The sequence below is a fragment of the Pseudomonas tritici genome (assembly GCF_014268275.3).
GTDB lineage: Bacteria > Pseudomonadota > Gammaproteobacteria > Pseudomonadales > Pseudomonadaceae > Aquipseudomonas > Aquipseudomonas tritici.
The window spans coordinates 1817238-1837719 of record NZ_CP077084.1 but is presented as its reverse complement, the minus strand read 5'-3'; the positions used below and the strand labels follow the sequence as shown (position 1 = coordinate 1837719).

Genomic DNA, 20482 nt, shown 5'->3' with positions numbered 1-20482 from the left:
GGCAATGGCGCAAGCTGCAAAAGCACATCCCAACATCGCACTGATCACTCCTCAACCATCCCCCGCTGCACCTCCCACGCCAACGGCAACGTCACCATCAACACCCCCGCCAAGACCATCATCGCCACCGGCACGCCCAATGCGTCCCCCACCCCACCAAACACCACCGGCGCCAGTGCCCCGCCGCCAATCGTGCCGGTGTAGAACACGGCAAATGCCTGCTCCCGTTTCCCTGCGCCGGCCAGGTCCGGCACGGCGCCGTACAACACTGAGGACGTGCCATTGAGCACCAGGCCCAGCACCGGCAGCATCACCATCAACCCGGCCAGTGGCAAATACACGGCGGCAATGATCAGCAACGCGGTGCTGCTCTCCGTCAGCCACACCGTCCTCATCATGCCGATGCGCGCACCAAGATAACCGCAGAGCAATTTGCCGAATGCGCCACCGATAAACAGCAGCGTCAGGGCCAGGCCAATACCGGCGGTGCCAGCCCCCTTGGCTTGCAGCACAAATGGCAGGAACGTGAGGAAACCCATGCGCACGGCGCTGTCGAGGGTGCCCGTGAGAATCAGGGCGCGCAGGCCTATGACGGAGCCGGTTCCGCTGTGGGGTTTGGTCTTTTTTGTGGAGTCAGATTCGGATACTTGTGTAGGAATCAACCACCACAACAACCCCGCCGCCGCCAAACCCAGCAGTCCCAGAAGCGTGGCACTCGCGCGCCAACTGATCACCGTAAGCAGCAGTCCCACCAGTCCGGGGATCAGGGTTTTGCCGATATCGCCGCTGAAGTTGTATTGAGACAGCGCCTGCTTGATCCCACCACCGTCCTCGTAGGCATCGCTGATCATAGAGGAGGCGAGCGGGTGTTGGGTGCTGGCGCCACACCCACCCAACAGCAGCGCCAGCAGTAACATCGCCAGTCCGCTGGCCTGGCCCACCAACACGTAAGCCACGCCCGCGAGCGCGGTGCCGCCCACCAGCATCGGTACACGCCCCCAGCGCTTCGCGGCGCGACTGGCCATGAGCTGGAACACCGCCATCATCCCGGAATAGGCCCCGCGCAACAGTCCGATTTGCGCGTAGGAAAGCGCGAACTGCGCCTGCCAGATCGGCAGCAACACGTAGATGACATCGGTAAGGCCGTCATGCACGGCATGCGCACCGCAGCCGGCGATCAGCGTGCGACGACGGGTTGATGATGCGGCAGCAGGCACCTCGACGGTATCGTTCATGGCGTCGGAGTCGGTTCAGGTTCAAGGGGCTTCCAACCCGTCAGGGCAATCAGCAAGGTCAACACCTGGAAGGTCATAATCAGCGCCACGCACCCGGCCCAGCCCCAGCGTTCCCAGATCAAAGCCGGGATAATCGCACCGCAACTTCCGCCCAGGTAATAACACGTGAGGTACACGCCCACGGCGCCTGCTTTGTTGTCACGGGCGGTAGCGGTGGTGAACGCGTTGGCGGCTGCCTGGGCGAGGAATACGCCGGTGGAGCTGAGGGCCAGGCCCACAACGATGCACCATAAGGAAGGCACTAACGTCAGCGCTGAGCCGGTGATGCCCAGCACCGCAGCCACGCACAGCAGTTCGGCGTGAGGTCGGGCTTTACTGAGGCGACCGGCGACGGGGATCACGACCAGCGCCAGCAGGAACACGATGTAAAGCGTGCCCAACGCCGCAGGCCCCAAGTTGAATGGCGGTAATCCGAGGTACAAACCGGCGTAGGTAAACGCTGCGACTTGGGAGAACAACACGCAAAAACCTACAGCGTAAGCAGCCAGCAAAGGCTTGCGAAAAACGGCTGAGAAAGAGGTTTTAACCTTCGCCGTTCGCGCACGATTGATCGGCAACAAGAACTGGATAAATCCACCCACCATCAGGCTCAGCACCGCCAGCAACTCAAAGGCTTCGCGCCAGCCCACGTATTCAGTCATCACACCCGTGACAAAACGCCCGGCGAACCCACCCAGTACGGTGCCTGCCACATACAGGCTGGTGACCTCCGTCACCGTGCCGCCACTCCAGCGGTCGCCGATGTAAGCCACGCTGGTGGCAAACACCACCGGGATCAACATGCCTTCGACAAACCGCCACACGAGCACTTCGGCAAAACTGTCGGCATAGGCGGTCATCAGCGCCGGCACCGCCAACAGCAATGCCGCCACGCTGATCACCGTGCGTTGCTCAAAGCGCCCGGTCAGTCGGCTGACAAACGGTGCAGTGATCGCCACGGCCAGCGTCGTCACGGTGATACTCCACCCCGCCGCCTTGGCGCTGACCTGAAAGTTCGCGGCAAAGGTCTGCAGGATGCTCTGGGTGGCATAGAGGTTGAGGAACGCCGCGCAGCCACACAGGAACAGGGCAAGGCGGGCACAATGCAGGCGCGGTTTCATGAAACCTCTCGTTTTATTTTGTGAGGTCTTTATAGAATGGCCGGCGGGTCTTAAACCAATACCGATTTCGAACCGATCGATACCCAAGGATCAGGATGCTCGACCTACGCAAGCTGCGGTACTTTCTGACGGTCGCTGAAGAATTGCACTTCGGTCGCGCGGCCATTCGCCTGCACCTGGCTCAGCCACCGCTGACCCGGCAGATCTCGGCGCTGGAAACCGAGCTGGGCTTCAAGCTGTTTGATCGCACCAGCCGCACCGTCACCCTCACCGCTCAAGGCCGGTCATTCCTGCCCTACGCGCGCGGCGTGCTGGAGCAGGTGGAGCTGGCGCAGGTGATTGCCAGCAAACTGGCTGCGGGCACCGCCGGGCAGCTGGCGTTGGGGTATGTCAGCTCGATTGCCTTGTCGGACTTGTTCAGCCAGACGATCCAGGCGTTTGCGCAACGTTTTCCCGACGTGCAGCTGACTTTGGTGGAGTGCGCCTCCGGCAGCCTGGGCGCACACGTGGCGGATGGGCGGCTGGATATCGGGTTGAGTCGCCTGCTACCGCAAGGCGAAGAGGTGCAAGTGCTGTCTTTGGGTGACGAAAGGCTGGTCGCAGCAGTGTCCAGTGAAAGCCCGATGGCCAGTCTGCCAAGTGTCAGTCTGGCGCAGCTGAGCGCCTATCCAGTGATTCTGTTTCCTGCGGATTTTGGATCGGGGCTCAACCAGTCCATCGAGCAACTTTACCGGCACCACGGCCAACCGTTACGCCTTGGGCCAACCGGGCGGCAGATCACCTCGATCATAGCGCTGGTAGCGGCTGGGCAAGGTGTGGCGTTGGTGCCGGAATGTACGCAGAGCTTGATGAACAAAGGTGTGACATACAGGCCCCTGGTGGAGGGGGATGCGTGTGCGCCCTTGTTAGTATTGACCCGGTCTGAAACAAAAAGTGTGCTGGTTGATGCGTTTCTCACTGTCATTGCACAGTCCCTACACACTCGGTAACTCCTTCGCAAAACCCCGCAATACCTCTCCCCGGCGCCATTCCCAGGCGCTCATACACTGCATTGACCGCCTGACAGGAAGCCGGTCATCGGCCACTGGTAGGTAGAGTGTTGATAATTCCAATTCAGTGGTTATAGTCACCACCATCACACACCACAAGGAGGTGCTGTGGATAGCCGATATTTAATAGGTCACATCGTTGCGGACGGTTGGTATCTGGTGCGCATCAAAGGCAGTCATCACCACTTCAAACACCCGACAAAACCGGGGCTGGTGACGATTCCACATCCAAAGAAGGACCTGTTGGACAAGACCGCCAAGAGCATTTTGAAACAAGCTCTGTTGAGTTAATCGTCCGAGGAGGACAACAGACATGCTTTACCCGATTGCAATTTCAACCGGCGACGACGATCACGCCTGGGGTGTAGAAGTGCCGGATATTCCCGGCTGCTATTCCGCCGGCGACGATTTGGACGACGCCATGGCCATGGCCCGCGAAGCCATCGAAGGGCACTTCGAGATTCTCGCGGAAGACGGTGCAGCGATTCCCAGTGCGCAAAAGGTCACCTTGCATGCCGCCAATCCTCAGTATGCAGGCTGCACCTGGGCAGTCGTGGACATTGATGTCACCAAGTACCTGGGCAAAGCGCAGAAGCTCAATATCACGCTGCCCGGTTATCTGCTGAACCGCATCGATGAATATGTGCTGCATCACCCTGAAGAAAAAAGCCGTTCGGGGTTTCTGGCCTCAGCAGCGCTGAAAGTGCTTCAGCAGGGGCATTGATTAAGCCCATCCCTACAGGGACCAGAAAGTTCTCCTATCACCATGGGAAACCTTAACCAGAAACAGGACAAAGCAGAATGCTCCCGCGCGGACAAAAAACGTCGACGCAGGTCTTTAGAAAAGTCGTAGGGCTGGTGCTGATCATCCCACTGCTGGCCCCACTGATGCCTATTCCCACGATAGGCCTGGGCCGTTTTGTATTGATAGCGGCAGTTGCCGGGTCTATTTATGGCGCGTGGTACGCAAGGCAGCACGCCGGTCGAGGCCTGACAATCGGCGCGACCATCATCGCTCTACTCAATCTTGGCTCATTGGTCGCACTGTCAACGCCCTCGATAGTCTGGTTTGTCTACTTGGTCTCCTCGGTCTATGGGTCGGGCAATTGGATTCACTGGCGCTTTTAGCGGGCGTAGAATTACACCGCAAGAAACAAGGTTCCCCCACGGTTCGCAGGACGGATAATGGCGCCCTACAGCATCAAGGATTATGCCCATGCCTTATGAATACAAGCTCATGCCCTCCCCTGTGGGCCAACTCACCCTGGTGGCGCGCAATGGCAAACTCGGCGCCATCCTGTGGGAAACAGAGCGCGCCAACCGTGTGCGCCTGGGTGAGTTGCACGAGGCCAATGACAGCCCGGTGCTGTTGGAAGCCGAACGCCAACTCAAGGAGTACTTCGCCGGTACCCGTAACCGATTCGAGCTGGAACTGGACTTCGATGGCACCGACTTCCAGAAACAAGTCTGGCAAGCGCTGCTGACCATTCCTTTCGGCGAAACCCGCAGCTACAGCCAGATCGCCCAGCAGATCGGCAACCCGAAAGCCGTACGTGCGGTGGGCGCAGCCAATGGGCGGAATCCGATCTCGATCATTGCGCCGTGCCATCGAGTCATCGGTGCGTCGGGCGGGCTGACCGGGTTCGCCGGCGGGCTGCAAGCCAAGCAGTATTTGCTGGCACTGGAAGGCACGGGCCAGGCGCAATTAGCCTTCTAAAAAAACAGCCGCCGACAAAAACGTACACCGTTGTTCATCAGGCGAAATGTAAAAAGAAATTTCAAAAAATCCCTGCGGTCCATTATTTCATCACCCCCTACCAAGGAAACCGGTCATGAAATTCTCCACAGTCTCCCAATCCCTGTCCCGCTGGGCCGGCAGCCCACGCACGTTCTACGCGGCGGTGGCGTTGATCCTGGCGTGGAGCCTGAGCGGGCCGTATTTCCACTACAACGACACCTGGCAACTGATCATCAATACCTCGACCACCATCATCACGTTTTTGATGGTGTTCCTGATCCAGAACACGCAGAACCGCGACAACGACATCCTGCATATCAAGATCGATGAACTGCTACGCGTGTCCAAGGATGCTCAAAACGCTGTGCTCAGCCTGGACGGCCTGGACCGTAAAGAATTGGAAAAACTGCGCCAGGAATACCGTAGCATTGGCAAGGCTGGCACTGTGAGCCTGAACAGCAGTTGTGGCCATGCTGCCGACGATGCAGGGCCGAAAAAAACTGATTTGAACCAGGCATAAAAAACGGCGGTTGGAGAAGATCCAACCGCCGTTTTTCATTTCAAGTGACGAACTCAACCGTCGCCTTGATGGCCTTTGGCGTAGGTGGACGCCAAGGCACGGGCTTTCTGCAAACGCTCCTCCAACTTAGGCAGCGTCTCGTCCACCAGGGCTTTTATTTCAGGTACATCCGATGCCGCGCCTTCCCGTTTGAACAGGGCGATGGCGTCTTCGTTTTCCTTCACCTGTTGCGCGGTGTAGGCCGCATCAAAGGAATCGCCGTCCTTGAGTTCAGGCATCAGGGTTTCGGCTTTATCGACGATTTTCTCCCGCGGCGCCACGGGCAAGTCGAGCTTCTTGGCAATGGCCGCCAGATGCTGGTTGGCCAGGGTGCGCTCGTTGATCACCTCGATGGTGTAGTCCTTGATTTCCTGGGACGAAGTTTTGGCATGGGCCATGCGACTGGTTTCGATATCGGCCATACCTTTGGCCGAAGCCTGCTCGATGAATTCAGCAGGCGACTGGGCGAAAGCATTGCTGGCGCCGAGGCCCAGCAGCATCGCGAAACTGGCGGTGCGTAACCGGATAGCCATGCGGCTCATGATGGGTTCCTCCAGGGCAAAAATAGGTGCGGGAGAACACAGCCCGCACTCAATTCGAATTTTCAGGGCAGCAAAGGTTTAGAAAAAACTTTCCAGTGCGACGAACGGTCATCTTCGAGCCCGGCTGGTTTGCTGCCTGCCTAACCCGCCAACACGTGCGCTTGAGCGTTTACGCGCCTGCCCGTCCTACGGGTAAAACGTCATTCCGGCATAAGGCTTTGCGCGGCACGCTTGTAGCCGTGAGGCCAGGTCGCCGACATGGGCTTCGAGCTTGTGACCATCGGGGTCGAGAAAATAGAACGAAGCGCCCTCACTGCGGTTGTCGCGCCACTCTTCAACATCAACCGCTCGCAGGCGCTCGATCAGCGCGGCGAAATCAGCCGCAGCGACGGTAAACGCATAGTGGGTGTAATCGGCGGCTGGATTCGCGTCGCGCAATGGATCGAGCGATAAACACAGCCATAAACCCGGCAGTGAGAGGTAGGCGCCGGCGTCCCAGGTGGCGTCGAGCTGAAGTTGCAACAGCTCATGGTAGAAGCAGACGCTGCGATCCAGATCGGTGACGGCCAGGGTCAGGTGGTTGAAGCCTGAGAGCATGTTGTTGTTCCTGTCAGCGGTAGTCTTCGGACAATACACCCTGCACCTGCCCAATCAACCACTGCAACCCCGAATCCCCACCCCGCCGTGCATGCCACGCCAATTCAAATGCAAACGACGGAATATGAAACGGCGGCAGCACCGCCAGCAAGTGCTGATGATCGATATCGAGCACGCCACGGGACGACACCGTAAGGATCAGGTCCGTGCCCCGTATCAACTGCGGTGCCACCCCCCAGTGCGGCAGGCTGATCGCCACATGCCGCCGTTCCCGGATCGCCGTCAACGCCCGCTCGATTTCCGGCGTACCGCTGCCGCGCATTTCCAACAACACATGCGGCCGTGACAGGTAGGTGGGCAAATCCAGCGTACCGTCCTCCGGCAGACTGCTGCGGTCCACCAGGCAGGTGTAGTGCTCTTCGAACAGCGGCGTAGTACGCAGCTCGGCGGGCGTGTCGGGGAAAACACCCGCCGCCAGGTCGAGGTCGCCATTAAGCACCCCATCCACCATGCCTTCACGGCTGGCCTGGATGATTTGCAGATCGATACCCGGTGCTTCATTGCGCAGCGTACGCACCAGAGCGGGTAGCAAAATCGCCGCGCTGTAGTCAGACATCGCCACGCGGAACCTGCGCTTGGCCGATGCCGGCTCAAAGCGATTCGGCGCCAGCAGGGCTTGCACCTGGGCCAGGGCTTCAGCCAGTGGCGTGGCCAATTCCAGCGCGCGGGCGGTCGGCACCAAACTACCGCCCTGACGCACCAGCAGCGGATCGCCGAGCAGGTCACGCAAGCGCGCCAGCGCATGGCTGACCGCCGGTTGGCTCAGGTGCAGACGCTCGGCGGCACGGGTGACGTGTTGCTCGCTGAGCAAGGCGTCGAGGATCACCAACAGATTGAGGTCGATGCGGCGCAGATCATTCATCAGCTGCATGCTCACCATAAGAACTTGGAATTTAAATTTGCGCGACGAATAGCCTAGAGTCCAGCAAAACCTCTGGGAGATTTGAAATGACAACATTGCATTGGGTGGGTTTATTGGCGCTGGCCGTGATTGCCGGGGCCGTGGTGCCGTTTCAGAGTGCGATCAACGCCAACCTCGGGCGCGGGCTCGGCCACCCGTTGTGGGCCACCCTGGCGTCGCTGCTGGTGAGCATCATCGTGTTGCTGCCGGTGATTATCGCGATGCGTTTACCGCTGCCGAGCCTGACGTTTGTCACCCAGGCGCCCCTGTGGACGTGGGCGGGTGGCGCGTTCGGCGTGTGCTTTATTTCCCTGGCGTTGATGTTATTGCCTAAGCTCGGCGCCTCGGGGTTTATCGCGTTGGCCATGGCCGGGCAGATTCTTGCGTCACTGGCCCTCGATCACTTTGGCCTGTTCGGCCTGGCTGAGCGCCAACTGACAACGCCCCGCGTGCTGGGGGCGTTGTTGTTGATTGGCGGGGTGGTGTTGATTCAGTTCAGCGCCTCCCCCGCCCGTGCATTGTCAACGGCGAGCTGATCAGCCTTTGTCGAGTGTGCGCAGCTTCTGCGGCAGGCCCCACAGCAAGAGCGCCGCCGCCAACAGCGCACACACGCCAATCACATACAGCGCCGGGGTGGTGCTGCCCGTGAGGTCCTTGATGCGGCCCACCATCACCGGGCTGACAATCCCACCGAACTGCCCGAGGGTGTTGATCACTGCAATACCGCCCGCCGCGCCTGCGCCGGCGCCCGCCAGCAATTTGGGTGGCAGGGTCCAGAAGGTCGGGATCGACGCAATGATGCCTGCGCCCAACATGCCCAGGGCAATGATCAGGAAGGTGGTGTGGTCGGCGAAAATCCCGGCGCTGAAAAAGCCCACCGCACCGAGCACCACTAGGCCGCAGACAAACTTGCGCCGCTCGCCGGTAGCATCCGACAGTCGCCCGATCACCACCATGCTGATGGCGCCGCACACATACGGAATCGCCGTGAGCAGGCCGATCATCACCGGGCTCTGGGTGCCCGCGCTGCGGATCAGTTGCGGTGCCCAGAAATTGAGGCCGTACGACGCCACCTGAATCAAAAAGTAGATAAAGCCGAGCATCAGGAACCCCGGAATACGGATCGCCGACAGCAACGAGCCACCGTGCTGGTTCGGCTCATGCTTGGCGATACGGCTCGACAGCAACGCTTTCTCCGCTGGCGTCAGCCAATGGGCGTCTTCGATGCGGTCCTTGAGCCGCGTCAGCACCAGGACCCCCAGGCCGATGCACGGCAAGCCGCCGAGCAGGAACAACCAGTGCCAGCCACGCATCTGCAACACGCCGTCGAGGTGTTCCAGTACCAGGCCGGAAAACGGTGCGCCCACCAGGCCCGCAAACGCCGAAGCCAGGAACAGCATTGAGGTGATGCGCCCACGGAAATGCTGCGGGAACCACAGGGTCAGGTAATACAGCACGCCGGGCGCGAAACCCGCCTCCATCGCCCCGATCAGAAAGCGCAGCGCATAGAACTGCCACTCTGCCGTGACAAACACCATGGCCGCCGTCGCCAGGCCCCACGACATCATGATCCGCGCAATCCAGCGCCGCGCGCCGACCTTGTACAGCATCATGTTGCTCGGCACTTCGAAGATAACATAACCCACCACAAACAAACCGGCGCCCAGGCCGTAGGCGGTGTCGCTCAGGCTCAGGTCTGCCTGCAACTGAAACTTGGCGAAGCTGATGTTGATCCGGTCAAAAAACGCGAACAGGTAGCACACCATGATCAGCGGCATCAGGCGCCAGGCGACCTTGCTGACCAGGGCTTTTTCGGCATCGATTTCAGCGGCCGGGCGCGTGCCGGCCTCCAACGTATTAGTGCTCATGGTTTCTCTCCAGCGGGCTGCTCACAGGCGCCCAATTGTTTTTGTTGTCTGGTGTAGCGTTACAACGTGGCGATATAGGCCGGCGGCGAGTGCAGGTCGCAATTGCGCCCTGCCTTCGCCACCTGGCCAGGAAGTTCGTGGCCCAACAGGGCCGGCAAGCGGCGGGACATTTGCAGCAGGTGCGGCAGGTCGATACCGGTGTGAATTCCGACTTCCTCGCACAGGTTGACCAAATCTTCGGTGCAGATATTGCCCGACGCCCCCGGCGCAAACGGGCAGCCGCCCAAGCCACCGAGCGCCGCGTCAAAACGACGGGCACCGGCCTCGTACGCGGCCAGCACGTTGCACAACCCCAGGCCGCGGGTGTTGTGAAAATGCAGGGTCAGGTCACTGGCGGAGACGCGCTGCAGCACGCGTTTGACCAGGCGCTCCACCTGACGCGGGTTGGCCATGCCCGTGGTGTCGGCCAGGCTGATACCCTGGATGCCCAGCGCTTGATAGGCCTCGATAATCTGCAGCACGCGGTCTTCGTCGATCTTGCCTTCGAACGGGCAACCAAAGGTGGTGGCGATGCTGCCGTTGAGCCTCACCGGGTGGTCGGCGGCAAAGCTGACGATATCGCCAAACGCCGCCAACGACGCCTCGCAGCGCATGCGCATATTGGCCAGGTTGTGGGTCTGGCTGGCGGACATCACCAGGTTCAGTTCATCGGCGCGAGACTCGATAGCGCGCTGCGCCCCCTTGAGATTCGGGATCAACGCCACATAGATGACACCGGGCTTGCGCCTGATGCCCTGGAACACTTGCTCGCCATCACGCAATGCCGGGATGGCCTTGGGCGAGACAAATGAACCGGCCTCGATCCGCGAAAAGCCCGCCTGGGAAAGCTGGTCGATCAAGGCGATTTTGTCGGCCGTCTCGACCCACGTCGGCTCGATTTGCAGGCCGTCGCGCGGGGACACTTCCTGCACAATCAGCGGGTCGGAATAATCAGAAATCATTGCACCACTCCCGAGCGTTTCAGACGTTGGATATCAGCACCGGCCAGGCCCAGGCTGCCGAGAATTTCATCCGTGTGTTGCCCCAGGGTCGGGCCCTGCCAGTTCACGCCGCCCGGGGTTTCCGAGAGTTTGGGCACGATGCCGGGCATCTTCACTGACACACCGCCGGGCAACTCGGCAGTGAGCAACATGTCACGCGCCTGGTAGTGCGGGTCGCTGACGATGTCCGCCACCGAATAGATACGCCCGGCCGGCACTTCGGCGGCCTCCAGGGCGCTGAGCACTTGGTCGATGGGCAGGCTGCTGGTCCAGTGGGTGATCGCGGCGTCGAGCAAACCGCTCTGGGCGGCGCGGCCATCGTTGTGGGCAAATGCTGGGGCTTCGGCCAGGTCGGCGCGGCCGATGGTGGTCATCAAGCGTTTGTAGATCGGGTCGCTGTTGCCGGCAATCACCACGTAGGCGCCGTCGGCCGTCAGGTAGGTGTTGGACGGTGCGATGCCCGGCAAAGCGCCGCCACTGCGTTCACGCACATGGCCGAGCATGTCGTATTCCGGCACCAGGCTTTCCATCAGGTTGAACACGCTTTCGGCCAGGGACACATCGACAATCTGCCCATCGCCCTGCCCCGTCTTGACCCGCAACAACGACATCAGCGCGCCGATCACGCCATGCAACGAGGCCAGGGAATCACCGAGGCTCACACCGACCCGCGCGGGCGGCGAATCCGGGTTGCCGGTGGTGTAGCGAATGCCGCCCATGGCCTCGCCGATGGCACCGAAGCCAGGGCGGTCGCGATAAGGGCCGGTCTGGCCATAGCCAGAAATACGCACCAGCGTCAGCTTGGGGTTGAGGGCGTGCAGTACATCCCAACCCAGGCCGAGTTTTTCCAGGCCGCCGGGGCGCAGGTTTTCGATGAGGACGTCGGCGTCGCCGAGCAGCTGCTTGATCAAGTCCAGCCCTTCTGGCGACTTGAGGTCCAACGCCAGGGACTTCTTGTTGCGCGATTGCAGGTACCACCACAGCGACGTGCCTTCGTGCAGCTTTCGCCATTTGCGAAGCGGGTCACCCTGGCCCATGGCTTCGATCTTGATCACCTCCGCGCCAAACTCGGCCATCAGCCGGGCGGCGAACGGCGCGGCAATCAGGGTGCCGATCTCGATCACCTTGATACCGCTCAGGGGAGCCGTCATGGCGTGTACCTCTTATTCTTGGAATGTGCGACCAAGGCTAGAGGACAGGGGCAGAAGAAATCCAACCGTCAGTTGGCAAGGCGCGTTCGCGAAATGCGAACACTGTAGTTCGCTTACACCGGCATCTTGCGCAGATATTCGAACAACAGCCGGCTGACCGGCGACAGCTGTGCCTCATCACGCACCACTAGGATCAGGCTGCGATCCGACCAGTCATCCGTCAACGGCACGGCATGTAACCCCAACGCGCGACCGAAAAGTTCATAGGCCTTTTGCGGCAGGATGCCAATACCCATATTCGCCTGGACCATCCGGCACATCGCATCAAACCCCGGCACATGAATGCGCAGGCGCAGCATCTTGCCCGCCTCGCGCGCGGCGGCGTGGGTGCGCATATTGATGGAGCTGGCGGCGTGCAGGCCGACGTAATCGCTGTCCAGGGTTTCGGCAAATGCCAGGGTTTCCCGGGTTGCCAACGGATGATCCGCCGGCATCAGCACCACCAATTTGTCGTGCCGATACGTCACGCTCGGCAGGCCCTTGGTGTCGGTGTCAATGGAGCAAATCCCCAGGTCCGCCACGCCATCCAGAACGCCTTGCACCACGCCGTTGCTGGGGCGCTCTTCCAAGTCGGTTTTCACTTCGGGGTGCTGCTCGGAAAAGTCCCGCAAATCTTCAGGAAGGAACTGAATGATCGCCGACAGATTGGCCAGCATCCGCACATAGCCGCGCACGCCGTGGCTGTGTTCGCCCAATTCCAGGCCCATCTTTTCGACGTTGAACAGCATCTGCCGTGCATGGTGCAACAGGGTTTCGCCGGCTGCGGTCAGCTCCATGCCCTTGGCCCGCCGCACAAACAGGCTTACGCCCAGCACCTGCTCCAGTTCCATCAAGCGCTTGCTGGCAGCCGAAACGGCAATGGCTTCACGGTTGGCGGCACGGGTCAGCGTACCTTCCTCAAATACCGCGACAAACAATTGCAGCGTGATCAGATCCAGCCGACGCACCAGGCTTTTGTGCATCATCAGCGACGCTCGCTGGCCAACCGATTGATCTCGGCCTGCTCCACCACTGGCTGCGACGCGCCATGACTCGCCGCCTGCAACATAGCCCGGCCGACGGTCTCGGTGCTTACCACCCAACCCGGTTTTATCCGCCGGACAAACGACAACAACGGCCCAAGCACCGAATAGAAGGTCTGGTACAACGGCGTCTTCGAGCGCACGCCATGCAAGGGCTGGATCACCCCCGGTCGAAACAGATACACCGCCTTGAACGGCAGGCGCAGCAGGGCATTCTCGGTCTTGCCCTTGACCCGCGCCCACATCGACTTGCCCGCCTCGGAACTATCGGTCCCGGCGCCGGATACATAGATAAAGGTCATCTGCGGATTGAGCCGCGCCAGGGTGCTGGCCGCGACCAGAGTGAGGTCATAGGTGAGGTGGGTGTACTTGGTTTCATTCATCCCTGCCGACGAAACGCCGAGGCAGAAGAAGCACGCATCAAAACCTTGCAGCAGGTTTTCCAAAGGTTGGAAATCCAGCATGTCGCCGTGCAACACCTGATGCAGCTTGCCGTGTTCCTGGGTCAAGGGCGTGCGGCCCACGGCGATGACTTCCTGAACGTCGGCGGCCAACAGGCACTCGCGTAGCACGCCCTGACCGACCATGCCGGTGGCGCCGAATAGCAGAACTCTCATAGGGGGACCTCAGCGGCAAGCCGCAAGCTTCAAGCTCAAGTTGAATGCAGTTCAGCCTGTAGCTTACCGCTTGCAGCTCATAACTACCCCATTCAGAACGCGTTACGAAAGATCTCCTCAATTTGACGCTGATCCGCCCGCCGTGGGTTGGTCAAACCACAGGCATCCTTGAGCGCATTGGTCGCCAGCAGCGGAATGTCCTGCAACTTGGCGCCCAATTCTCGCAGGCCCGCCGGGATTTCAACGTCCGAGGCCAGGCTACGAATCGCGGCGATGGCGGCTTGTGCGCCCTCTTCGTCGGTGATGCCCTTGATGTCGGCGCCCAATGCGCGGCCCACGTCGCTCAAGCGTTTGGCGCTGACGCTGGCGTTGAAGCTTTGTACGTGGGGCAGCAACACCGCGTTGCACACGCCGTGGGGCAGATCGTAAAGACCACCCAACTGGTGCGCCATGGCGTGCACGAAGCCCAACGATGCATTGTTGAACGCCATCCCGGCGAGGAACTGCGCGTAGGCCATGTTTTCCCTTGCCGCTTTGTCGCTGCCGTCGCGTACGGCCAGGCGCAGGTTGGCGCTGATCAGTTCGATGGCCTTGATCGCGCAGGCGTCGGTGATCGGTGTAGCGGCCGTGGACACGTAGGCTTCAATCGCGTGGGTCAACGCGTCCATGCCGGTGGCAGCAGTGAGGCCCTTGGGCATGCCGACCATCAGGCTCGGGTCGTTGACCGACAGCAGCGGTGTAACGTTGCGGTCGACGATGGCCATTTTCACGTGGCGGGTTTCGTCGGTGATGATGCAAAAACGGGTCATCTCGCTGGCGGTGCCGGCGGTGGTGTTGATGGCCACCAGTGGCAGTTGCGGTTTGCTCGACTGATCGACGCCTTCGTAGTCGCCGATATGCCCGCCGTTGGTGGCGCACAGGGCGATACCCTTGGCACAGTCATGGGGCGAGCCGCCGCCCAGTGACACCACGAAGTCGCAGTCGCTCTGTTGCAACAGCGCCAGGCCTTTCTCGACGTTTTCCACATTGGGGTTGGGCTTGGCGCCGTCGTAGATCACTGAGTCGATGTCCTGCATCGCCAGTTTCTCGGCGATCATGCTCGCTACGCCCGCCTTGGCCAGGCCGGCGTCGGTGACGATCAGTGCCTTGTGAAAGCCGTAGTTGCGGATGGCGATCATGGCTTCGTCGAGGCAGTCGGTGCCCATGATGTTGACGGCGGGAATGAAGAAGGTGCTGCTCATGGCGAATCCTCGGATGACGTTTATGCCTACAGCATCGACCTCACCTGCCTACGCCATCTTGATCAGGATCAACGCCCGCTCGTGATAAAGTCGCCGTCCAGCCGATTTCGAGTAGACCCGCCGCAATGAAGGATTTCCAGGATATTGACGCCCACCTTGAAGACTGGAGCGCACTGCGCAGCAGCACCGACTTCAGCGGGATTCTGATCGGCAACGGCGCAAGCCGCACGATTTGGGAAGACTTTGCCTACGATTCGCTGTTCGAAAACGCCCGCACCGTCGAAGAAAAACCCCTGAGCCCCTCCGAGCTCAGCGTGTTCGATGCCCTGCAAACCCGCAGTTTCGAGCAGGCGCTGGGTGCATTGAAAACCACCAGTCGGGTCAACAAGGCCCTGGCGGTCAGCTCGGCGGCGCCGCGTAATCGCTATTACGCGATCAAGGAAGCCTTGATCAATACCATCCACACCGTGCACATCCCATGGCGCCTGGTGCAGCCGTCGACGTTGGCAACGATCAACAGCGAACTGGCCAATTACGCGACGGTGTTCACCAGCAACTACGACTTGCTCAACTATTGGGCGATCCTGCACACGCCGGGCATCGACGACTTGTTCCGCAGCGCCGACGCCAGCTTCGACCTGCGCAACACCCATACAAGCGCCACGCGCATCCTCTACCTGCATGGCGGTCTGCACCTGGTGCGCAACCTTGATGGCACCGTGCGCAAATTGCCGACCACCGACAGCACGTTGCTCAGCAGTTTTGCCATCAACAACACGATCAAGACCCTCGACGATGTTCCGCTGTTTGTCAGCGAAGGCAAGGTTGAGGAGAAGCTCAAGACCATCCGCAGTTCGGACTATCTGTCGTTTTGCTATGAGCAGTTGCTGACGCATGAGGGCGCGCTGTGCATCTTTGGCCATGACTTGGGACCGCAGGATAAGCATCTGGTGGATGCGATTCGCCAAGCCAAACTGACGACCCTGGCGATCTCGGTTTCGGGGCGCAGCGATGGGTTTATTCGGCAGCAGAAACGGCGGTATTCGGAGTTATTTGATGGCACTGGTGTGGAGCTGAAGTTCTTCGCGGCGCGTACGCATCCATTGGGTAATTCTGCACTGTCAGTCCCCGTCGAACGCTGATCCCCTGAACGAAGGAGATCAACGGTGGGAGTGGGCTTGCTCGCGAATGCGGTGTAACAGTCAACAGATCCGCTGTCTGACCCACCGCTTTCGCGAGCAAGCCCGCTCCCACATTTTTGATTGAGGACATCTGTTACAGAGAGACAAATAGCAATAATTCTCGATATCATTCACGACTTTTCCAAATCGTGCTTCGTCCAGAAGGATATCCATGTCTCGTCCCAAGCCCGACCCGTTGTCGGCCGATGCCTTTCGCGGGTTTTATACAGATATCCTGTATTTCCTGCGCAGACGCACGGACAACGCCAGCGACGCGGCGGACATGACGCAGGATGTCTTTACCCAGTGGCTGGACTACCGCGACCGGGCCAAGGTCGAGCAGCCACGGGCGTTTCTGTTCCAGATGGCGCGCAACCTGCTGCGTGATCACTGGCGCAAACAGAAGGTGCGGCACTCCGTTCACGTTGATCAGGCCGACATGGACGCGGAACCGGTCACCGACGAGCAAAACGACCCCATGGCCGCCGCGCAACGCTTGCAACGCCTGGAACAGTTGAAAGAAGTCCTCGCCGGACTCTCGCCCCGCCGGCGAGAAGCCCTTATGCTGCACCGCTTCGAAGGCTTGAGCCAAGCGCAGATCGCCGAGCGCATGGGCATTTCCACCAGCATGGTGGAAAAACACATCGCCTTTGCCCTGCTGCATTGCAAGCGAAGCCTTCAACAAGAACCCGGCACGGAGCAGCCAGAATGAATCGCCTGAGCGACACCGAGCTCTTGGACATCGAAGCCAGCGACGCCATCGATGCCCAAGCCGCCAGCTGGTTTGCCCGCAACCGCAATGACATGGGGCGCGCCGACCGCAAAGCGTTTGCCGCCTGGCAGGCTGAGCCCGCCCATGCCCGCGCCTACGCCGAATTCGAGCAGCTGTGGGCCGACCTGGCCCAGTTACAGCAACTGAACAAGCCCGTGACGCTGCCCAAGCGCAAACCGTCGGTATGGCGCCCTGCCCTGGCCGTGGCCGCCGCCTTGCTGTGCGCGGTGCTGGCGACCCACATCGGCGCGCCCCGCGAGATTTATCACACCCAACTGTCGGCGCACGCCAAAGGCATGCGCACCCTCAACCTACCCGACGGCAGCACCTTGTATGTGAATGCCAACACCCGCGTGCGTGTGGACTTCACCGCGCACCAGCGCATCGTGCACCTGGACAAGGGCCAGCTGTACATCGAGGTGGCCGCCGACAAGGAACGACCGCTGTTCGTGCAAGCGGGTGAAGCCAGCGTGCGCGTGGTCGGCACCGGCTTTGACGTGCGCCGCAGCCAGCAGCAACTGGTGATCAGCGTCGCCCATGGCCAGGTCGCCTTCGAGCCGCATGCAAAAAGCCCGGTGACGCTGCTTGGCGCCCAGCAACGTGCTACCTACCGCTATGCCAATGGTTCGTTGCAGCAGCAAACCCTTCCCTTCGAGGAAGTCGCTGACTGGCGCAGCGGACACTTGTCGTTTCGCAACCGCGAACTCGCCAGCCTGATCGACGAGTTGAGCCTGTATCGCCCTCAGGCGCCGTTGCAGGTCAGCAACGCCGTGGCGCACCTCAAGGTCTCGGGCAATCTTGATGTGAATGATCCAGACGCCCTGCTCAACGCCCTGCCCGCCCTGTTGCCCGTGAAAACCGTGGCGTCGGCGGACGGCATTATCAAAATCGAACCAAGCAAATAACCGCGCAAATTCTTATTTGAGAATATTTTGCATTCGCAGGTGTGGATTTTTTTATCTACCCCGTCTTCCTCCGGTCTGCATTCAATACGCACGCCTTTTTGGCCATTTGGCCACACCGGGGGATTTCATGTTTCGCGCGCCTTGCCACGCTTCGCACCTGTTGCTTCGACCGACCCTCATCGCCACCTGCCTGGCATTCAGCCTCAGCGCCCAAGCGGAGCCATTCAAGCTGCCCGCCCAGGCCCTGGCGACATCCCTGAGCCAGGTGGCGCAGCAGGCGAAAATCCAGCTGTTGTTCGATGAAGCGCTGTTCAGGAATGTGCAGGCGCCGGCACTCGACGGTGACTTCACCGCGGAAGTGGCGATTCGCACCTTGCTGAAAAATGGTGAGTTCACCCTGATCAAAGTCGGCAACACCTATGTGGTAAGGCCCGAAGAGGCGAAAACTACCCAGAGCGGTGCGATTCAGTTGGACGCCCTGAGCGTGATCGGCACCGGTAACGAGGTCGACTCCAGCACCGTAGGCCGCTCCACCTTGAGCCAGGCCGATATTGACCGTTACCAGCCCGACAACATCCCTTCGCTGTTGCAGACTTTGCCCGGTGTGTTCATGGGCGGCTCGCCCAAGCCAGGTGGCCAGACCATGAACATTCGCGGCATGGGCGATGCAGAAGATGTGCCGATGACCGTGGATGGCGCAACCAAAAGTGGCTTCGAGCGCTATCAACAAGGCACGGTCTTCATCGAGCCCGAGTTGATCAAAAGCATTGAGGTGGAGAAAGGCCCTTACTCGCCGTTCACCGGTAACGGCGGCTTCGGCGGCACGGTCAACATGACCACCAAGGATGCGCCGGACCTGCTCAAGGACGGGCGTAACGCCGGGGCGATGGCCAAGTATGGCTACTCCAGCAACACCCACGAGCAGGTGTACAGCGGCGCGGTGTATGGCCGCACCGACGATGGTCGCATGGATGGCCTGATTTACCTGACCAAGCGCGACGGCGACGACTTGAAGCTCGCCGGCACTCCGCCCGACCCGCGCAATCAATACCCGATCAACCCCAAGCGCCTGCCCAACAGTGCACAGGATGTAGAGGGCCAACTGTTCAAGGTCAATGCCCACCTTACCGACGAACACAGCATGGGCTTGTCCTACTCCAGTGCCAAAAGCGAGCGCATGGCGCCGTTCTCGGCTAAATCCTACCCGTCACCGCCGACGCAAGCGGCGATCGACCGGTATGGCTACAAAGGCGCGCTGACACGTTTCCTGGCCGACCGTGAAACCGTGGACACCACCTGGTCGGGCAACTACCAGTACCAGCCGCTGAACAACCCATTAATCGACTTGAAGCTCAGCTACTCGTTCTCCAAGACCGACCAGACTGACGAACGCGCCGAAAATGCCGTGATTGGTCTGAGCACCGGTGGACGCAAGATGGAAACGTCTTATGCCGACCGCATCCTTGAGCTGCGCAATATCAGCCTGTTGACCACCGGTCCGCTGGAACACGCAGTGACCACTGGCGTGCAGATCCGCAAGCACGACCGCGAAACCGAAAGCTGGATGCCCGGCGCCACCTACAACACCGCGAGATACAACTATGGGCATTTCCAGCCGTATTTCATGCCCCACGGCAAGGTCGACACAAATTCGTTCTACCTGCAGGACGCGGTCACGCTTGGGGATGTGACCATCACCCCGTCCCTGCGCTATGACCACGTGCGCAACCGCGGCGAAGCCAATGATGCGCCGTACTACAGCAACCCGGACCCGCGCGTCGGCCATGACTACAGCGACCGCACCTACACGGGCTGGTCACCGCGCCTGGCAGCGTTCTGGAACGTGACCCCGGATGTGGCCTTCTTCGCCAGCTGGAACCGCACGTGGCGTGCGCCGGTCATCGATGAACAGTATGAAGTCCAGGGCGCCGCCAGCACGCGCAGCGCCACAAGCCTCAACCTCAAGCCCGAGCGCATTACGGCGATTACCGCGGGCAACGTCACCAACTTCTCGCGCATTTTCACCCGCGATGACAACCTGCAACTGCGCACCACGCTGTTTCACAACCGCATCGAAGACGAGATCATGAAGGCCACCGGCATCGGCTGCGAACGGCAAATGACCGTGCCGGGTAATATCGATACGGTGTGCAACGACACGGCGTCCAGAACCAACTATCGCAACGTCGGCGGCATGACCATCAAGGGCGTCGAGCTCGAAAGCTACTACGATTCGACATACGTGTTCGGCTCCCTGACTTACTCCTGGGCTACAGGTAAACGCGACAACCCCTACACCAACCCTTGGGCTACCGACCGTCATGTGTGGGCGCGGGATATTCCACCGGCCAAATGGGTGGTGGTGCTGGGTACCAAGATACCGAGCTGGGACGCACAAGTGGGCTGGCAGGGCCAGTTCGTGCGCAAGACCGACCGGGTGCCCACCGACATTTACCCTGGTGGATTCAACTCCAGCATCGGCGACTTTATCTACGACCAAACCGAGAACGCCAGTTACGACACCCAGGGCCTGTTCGCCAATTGGAAACCGCAGCAGGCCGGCCTCAAAGGCACCGAGATCAACTTCACCGTCGACAACCTATTCAACCGCAGCTACCAGCCGGCTCTCAGCGGCGAGGGTGTCTACAGCGAAGGGCGCAACGCCAAGATCAGCATCACGCGCTTCTTCTAAATGTGGGAGCCGGGCTTGCCCGCGATGCAGACACCTCGGTGGATCACGTAGGCCTAGGTGATGCTATCGCACTTGTAGTGAGCGGGCTTGCC

The 20482-nt window shown here is 60.4% G+C and carries 21 protein-coding genes; 10 read left to right on the top strand and 11 right to left on the bottom strand.

Annotated elements, in window-relative coordinates; translation table 11 throughout:
* Window positions 1-44 precede the first annotated feature (44 nt).
* On the bottom strand, window positions 45-1235 hold the full coding sequence (locus HU722_RS08160; protein WP_065946172.1) for an MFS transporter: 1191 nt from the start codon (window positions 1233-1235) through the stop codon (window positions 45-47).
* Window positions 1232-2395: an MFS transporter gene (locus tag HU722_RS08155; RefSeq protein ID WP_065882075.1), complete on the bottom strand. Its 1164-nt coding sequence runs from the start codon at window positions 2393-2395 to the stop codon at window positions 1232-1234. Before HU722_RS08155 ends, HU722_RS08160 begins: the two co-directional genes overlap by 4 nt.
* Window positions 2396-2490: 95 nt before the next feature.
* On the opposite strand from HU722_RS08155, the gene HU722_RS08150 reads away from it, so the two are divergent.
* The 5 genes from HU722_RS08150 to HU722_RS08130 all read left to right on the top strand — a co-directional run bounded on the left by HU722_RS08150 (window position 2491) and on the right by HU722_RS08130 (window position 5702).
* The gene (locus tag HU722_RS08150) at window positions 2491-3384 is read left to right on the top strand and encodes a LysR family transcriptional regulator (RefSeq protein ID WP_065874723.1); all 894 of its coding nucleotides are present in this window, start codon (window positions 2491-2493) and stop codon (window positions 3382-3384) included.
* Between the two features lie 168 nt (window positions 3385-3552).
* Window positions 3553-3735, top strand: coding sequence for a type II toxin-antitoxin system HicA family toxin (locus tag HU722_RS08145; RefSeq protein WP_065874722.1), 183 nt, complete (start codon window positions 3553-3555; stop codon window positions 3733-3735).
* Between the two features lie 22 nt (window positions 3736-3757).
* Complete coding sequence (locus tag HU722_RS08140) at window positions 3758-4168, top strand: type II toxin-antitoxin system HicB family antitoxin (RefSeq protein WP_065874721.1); 411 nt, start codon at window positions 3758-3760, stop codon at window positions 4166-4168.
* A 492-nt stretch (window positions 4169-4660) separates the two neighbouring features.
* A complete protein-coding gene (locus HU722_RS08135) occupies window positions 4661-5161 on the top strand; it encodes a methylated-DNA--[protein]-cysteine S-methyltransferase (RefSeq protein WP_065874719.1) in 501 nt (166 codons plus the stop codon).
* Window positions 5162-5276: 115 nt separating this feature from the next.
* The gene (locus HU722_RS08130; RefSeq protein WP_065874718.1) at window positions 5277-5702 is read left to right on the top strand and encodes a low affinity iron permease family protein; all 426 of its coding nucleotides are present in this window, start codon (window positions 5277-5279) and stop codon (window positions 5700-5702) included.
* 53 nt (window positions 5703-5755) lie between these two features.
* On the opposite strand, the gene HU722_RS08125 is transcribed toward HU722_RS08130, so the two are convergent.
* The 3 genes from HU722_RS08125 to HU722_RS08115 form a co-directional block, all read right to left on the bottom strand.
* A complete protein-coding gene (locus HU722_RS08125) occupies window positions 5756-6283 on the bottom strand; it encodes a DUF4142 domain-containing protein (RefSeq protein WP_065874717.1) in 528 nt (175 codons plus the stop codon).
* A gap of 186 nt (window positions 6284-6469) precedes the next feature.
* Window positions 6470-6880: a fosfomycin resistance glutathione transferase gene (gene fos / locus HU722_RS08120; protein WP_065874716.1), complete on the bottom strand. Its 411-nt coding sequence runs from the start codon at window positions 6878-6880 to the stop codon at window positions 6470-6472.
* Between the two features lie 13 nt (window positions 6881-6893).
* Window positions 6894-7811: a LysR substrate-binding domain-containing protein gene (locus tag HU722_RS08115; RefSeq protein WP_405045932.1), complete on the bottom strand. Its 918-nt coding sequence runs from the start codon at window positions 7809-7811 to the stop codon at window positions 6894-6896.
* A gap of 77 nt (window positions 7812-7888) precedes the next feature.
* Here HU722_RS08115 and HU722_RS08110 point away from each other — a divergent pair, with 77 nt between their 5' ends.
* Window positions 7889-8377, top strand: coding sequence for a DMT family transporter (locus HU722_RS08110; RefSeq protein ID WP_065874714.1), 489 nt, complete (start codon window positions 7889-7891; stop codon window positions 8375-8377).
* Here HU722_RS08110 and HU722_RS08105 read toward each other — a convergent pair whose 3' ends face one another.
* From HU722_RS08105 to yiaY, 6 genes are all read right to left on the bottom strand, one after another.
* The gene (locus HU722_RS08105; protein ID WP_186754361.1) at window positions 8378-9709 is read right to left on the bottom strand and encodes an MFS transporter; all 1332 of its coding nucleotides are present in this window, start codon (window positions 9707-9709) and stop codon (window positions 8378-8380) included.
* Between the two features lie 59 nt (window positions 9710-9768).
* The gene (locus tag HU722_RS08100; RefSeq protein WP_065890292.1) at window positions 9769-10710 is read right to left on the bottom strand and encodes a hydroxymethylglutaryl-CoA lyase; all 942 of its coding nucleotides are present in this window, start codon (window positions 10708-10710) and stop codon (window positions 9769-9771) included.
* On the bottom strand, window positions 10707-11900 hold the full coding sequence (locus HU722_RS08095) for a CaiB/BaiF CoA transferase family protein (RefSeq protein WP_065874711.1): 1194 nt from the start codon (window positions 11898-11900) through the stop codon (window positions 10707-10709). Before HU722_RS08095 ends, HU722_RS08100 begins: the two co-directional genes overlap by 4 nt.
* A gap of 113 nt (window positions 11901-12013) precedes the next feature.
* Entirely contained in the window at window positions 12014-12925 is a 912-nt protein-coding gene (locus tag HU722_RS08090; protein WP_065874710.1) for a LysR family transcriptional regulator, read from the bottom strand.
* Entirely contained in the window at window positions 12925-13599 is a 675-nt protein-coding gene (locus tag HU722_RS08085) for an NAD(P)H-binding protein (RefSeq protein ID WP_065882071.1), read from the bottom strand. Before HU722_RS08085 ends, HU722_RS08090 begins: the two co-directional genes overlap by 1 nt.
* 92 nt (window positions 13600-13691) lie before the next feature.
* Window positions 13692-14840 (bottom strand): L-threonine dehydrogenase, encoded by a 1149-nt coding sequence (gene yiaY / locus HU722_RS08080; RefSeq protein WP_065874708.1) that lies wholly within the window; start codon window positions 14838-14840, stop codon window positions 13692-13694.
* A gap of 125 nt (window positions 14841-14965) precedes the next feature.
* Between yiaY and HU722_RS08075 the strand changes: the two genes are divergently transcribed.
* The 4 genes from HU722_RS08075 (at window position 14966) to HU722_RS08060 (ending at window position 20390) form a co-directional block, all read left to right on the top strand.
* Complete coding sequence (locus HU722_RS08075) at window positions 14966-15982, top strand: DUF4917 family protein (protein ID WP_186754359.1); 1017 nt, start codon at window positions 14966-14968, stop codon at window positions 15980-15982.
* A 211-nt stretch (window positions 15983-16193) separates the two neighbouring features.
* Window positions 16194-16733, top strand: coding sequence for an RNA polymerase sigma factor (locus HU722_RS08070; protein WP_065890281.1), 540 nt, complete (start codon window positions 16194-16196; stop codon window positions 16731-16733).
* On the top strand, window positions 16730-17698 hold the full coding sequence (locus tag HU722_RS08065) for a FecR family protein (RefSeq protein ID WP_186754356.1): 969 nt from the start codon (window positions 16730-16732) through the stop codon (window positions 17696-17698). The genes HU722_RS08070 and HU722_RS08065 overlap by 4 nt, the downstream gene beginning before the upstream one ends.
* A 127-nt stretch (window positions 17699-17825) precedes the next feature.
* On the top strand, window positions 17826-20390 hold the full coding sequence (locus HU722_RS08060) for a TonB-dependent receptor (RefSeq protein WP_186754354.1): 2565 nt from the start codon (window positions 17826-17828) through the stop codon (window positions 20388-20390).
* Window positions 20391-20482 lie beyond the last annotated feature (92 nt).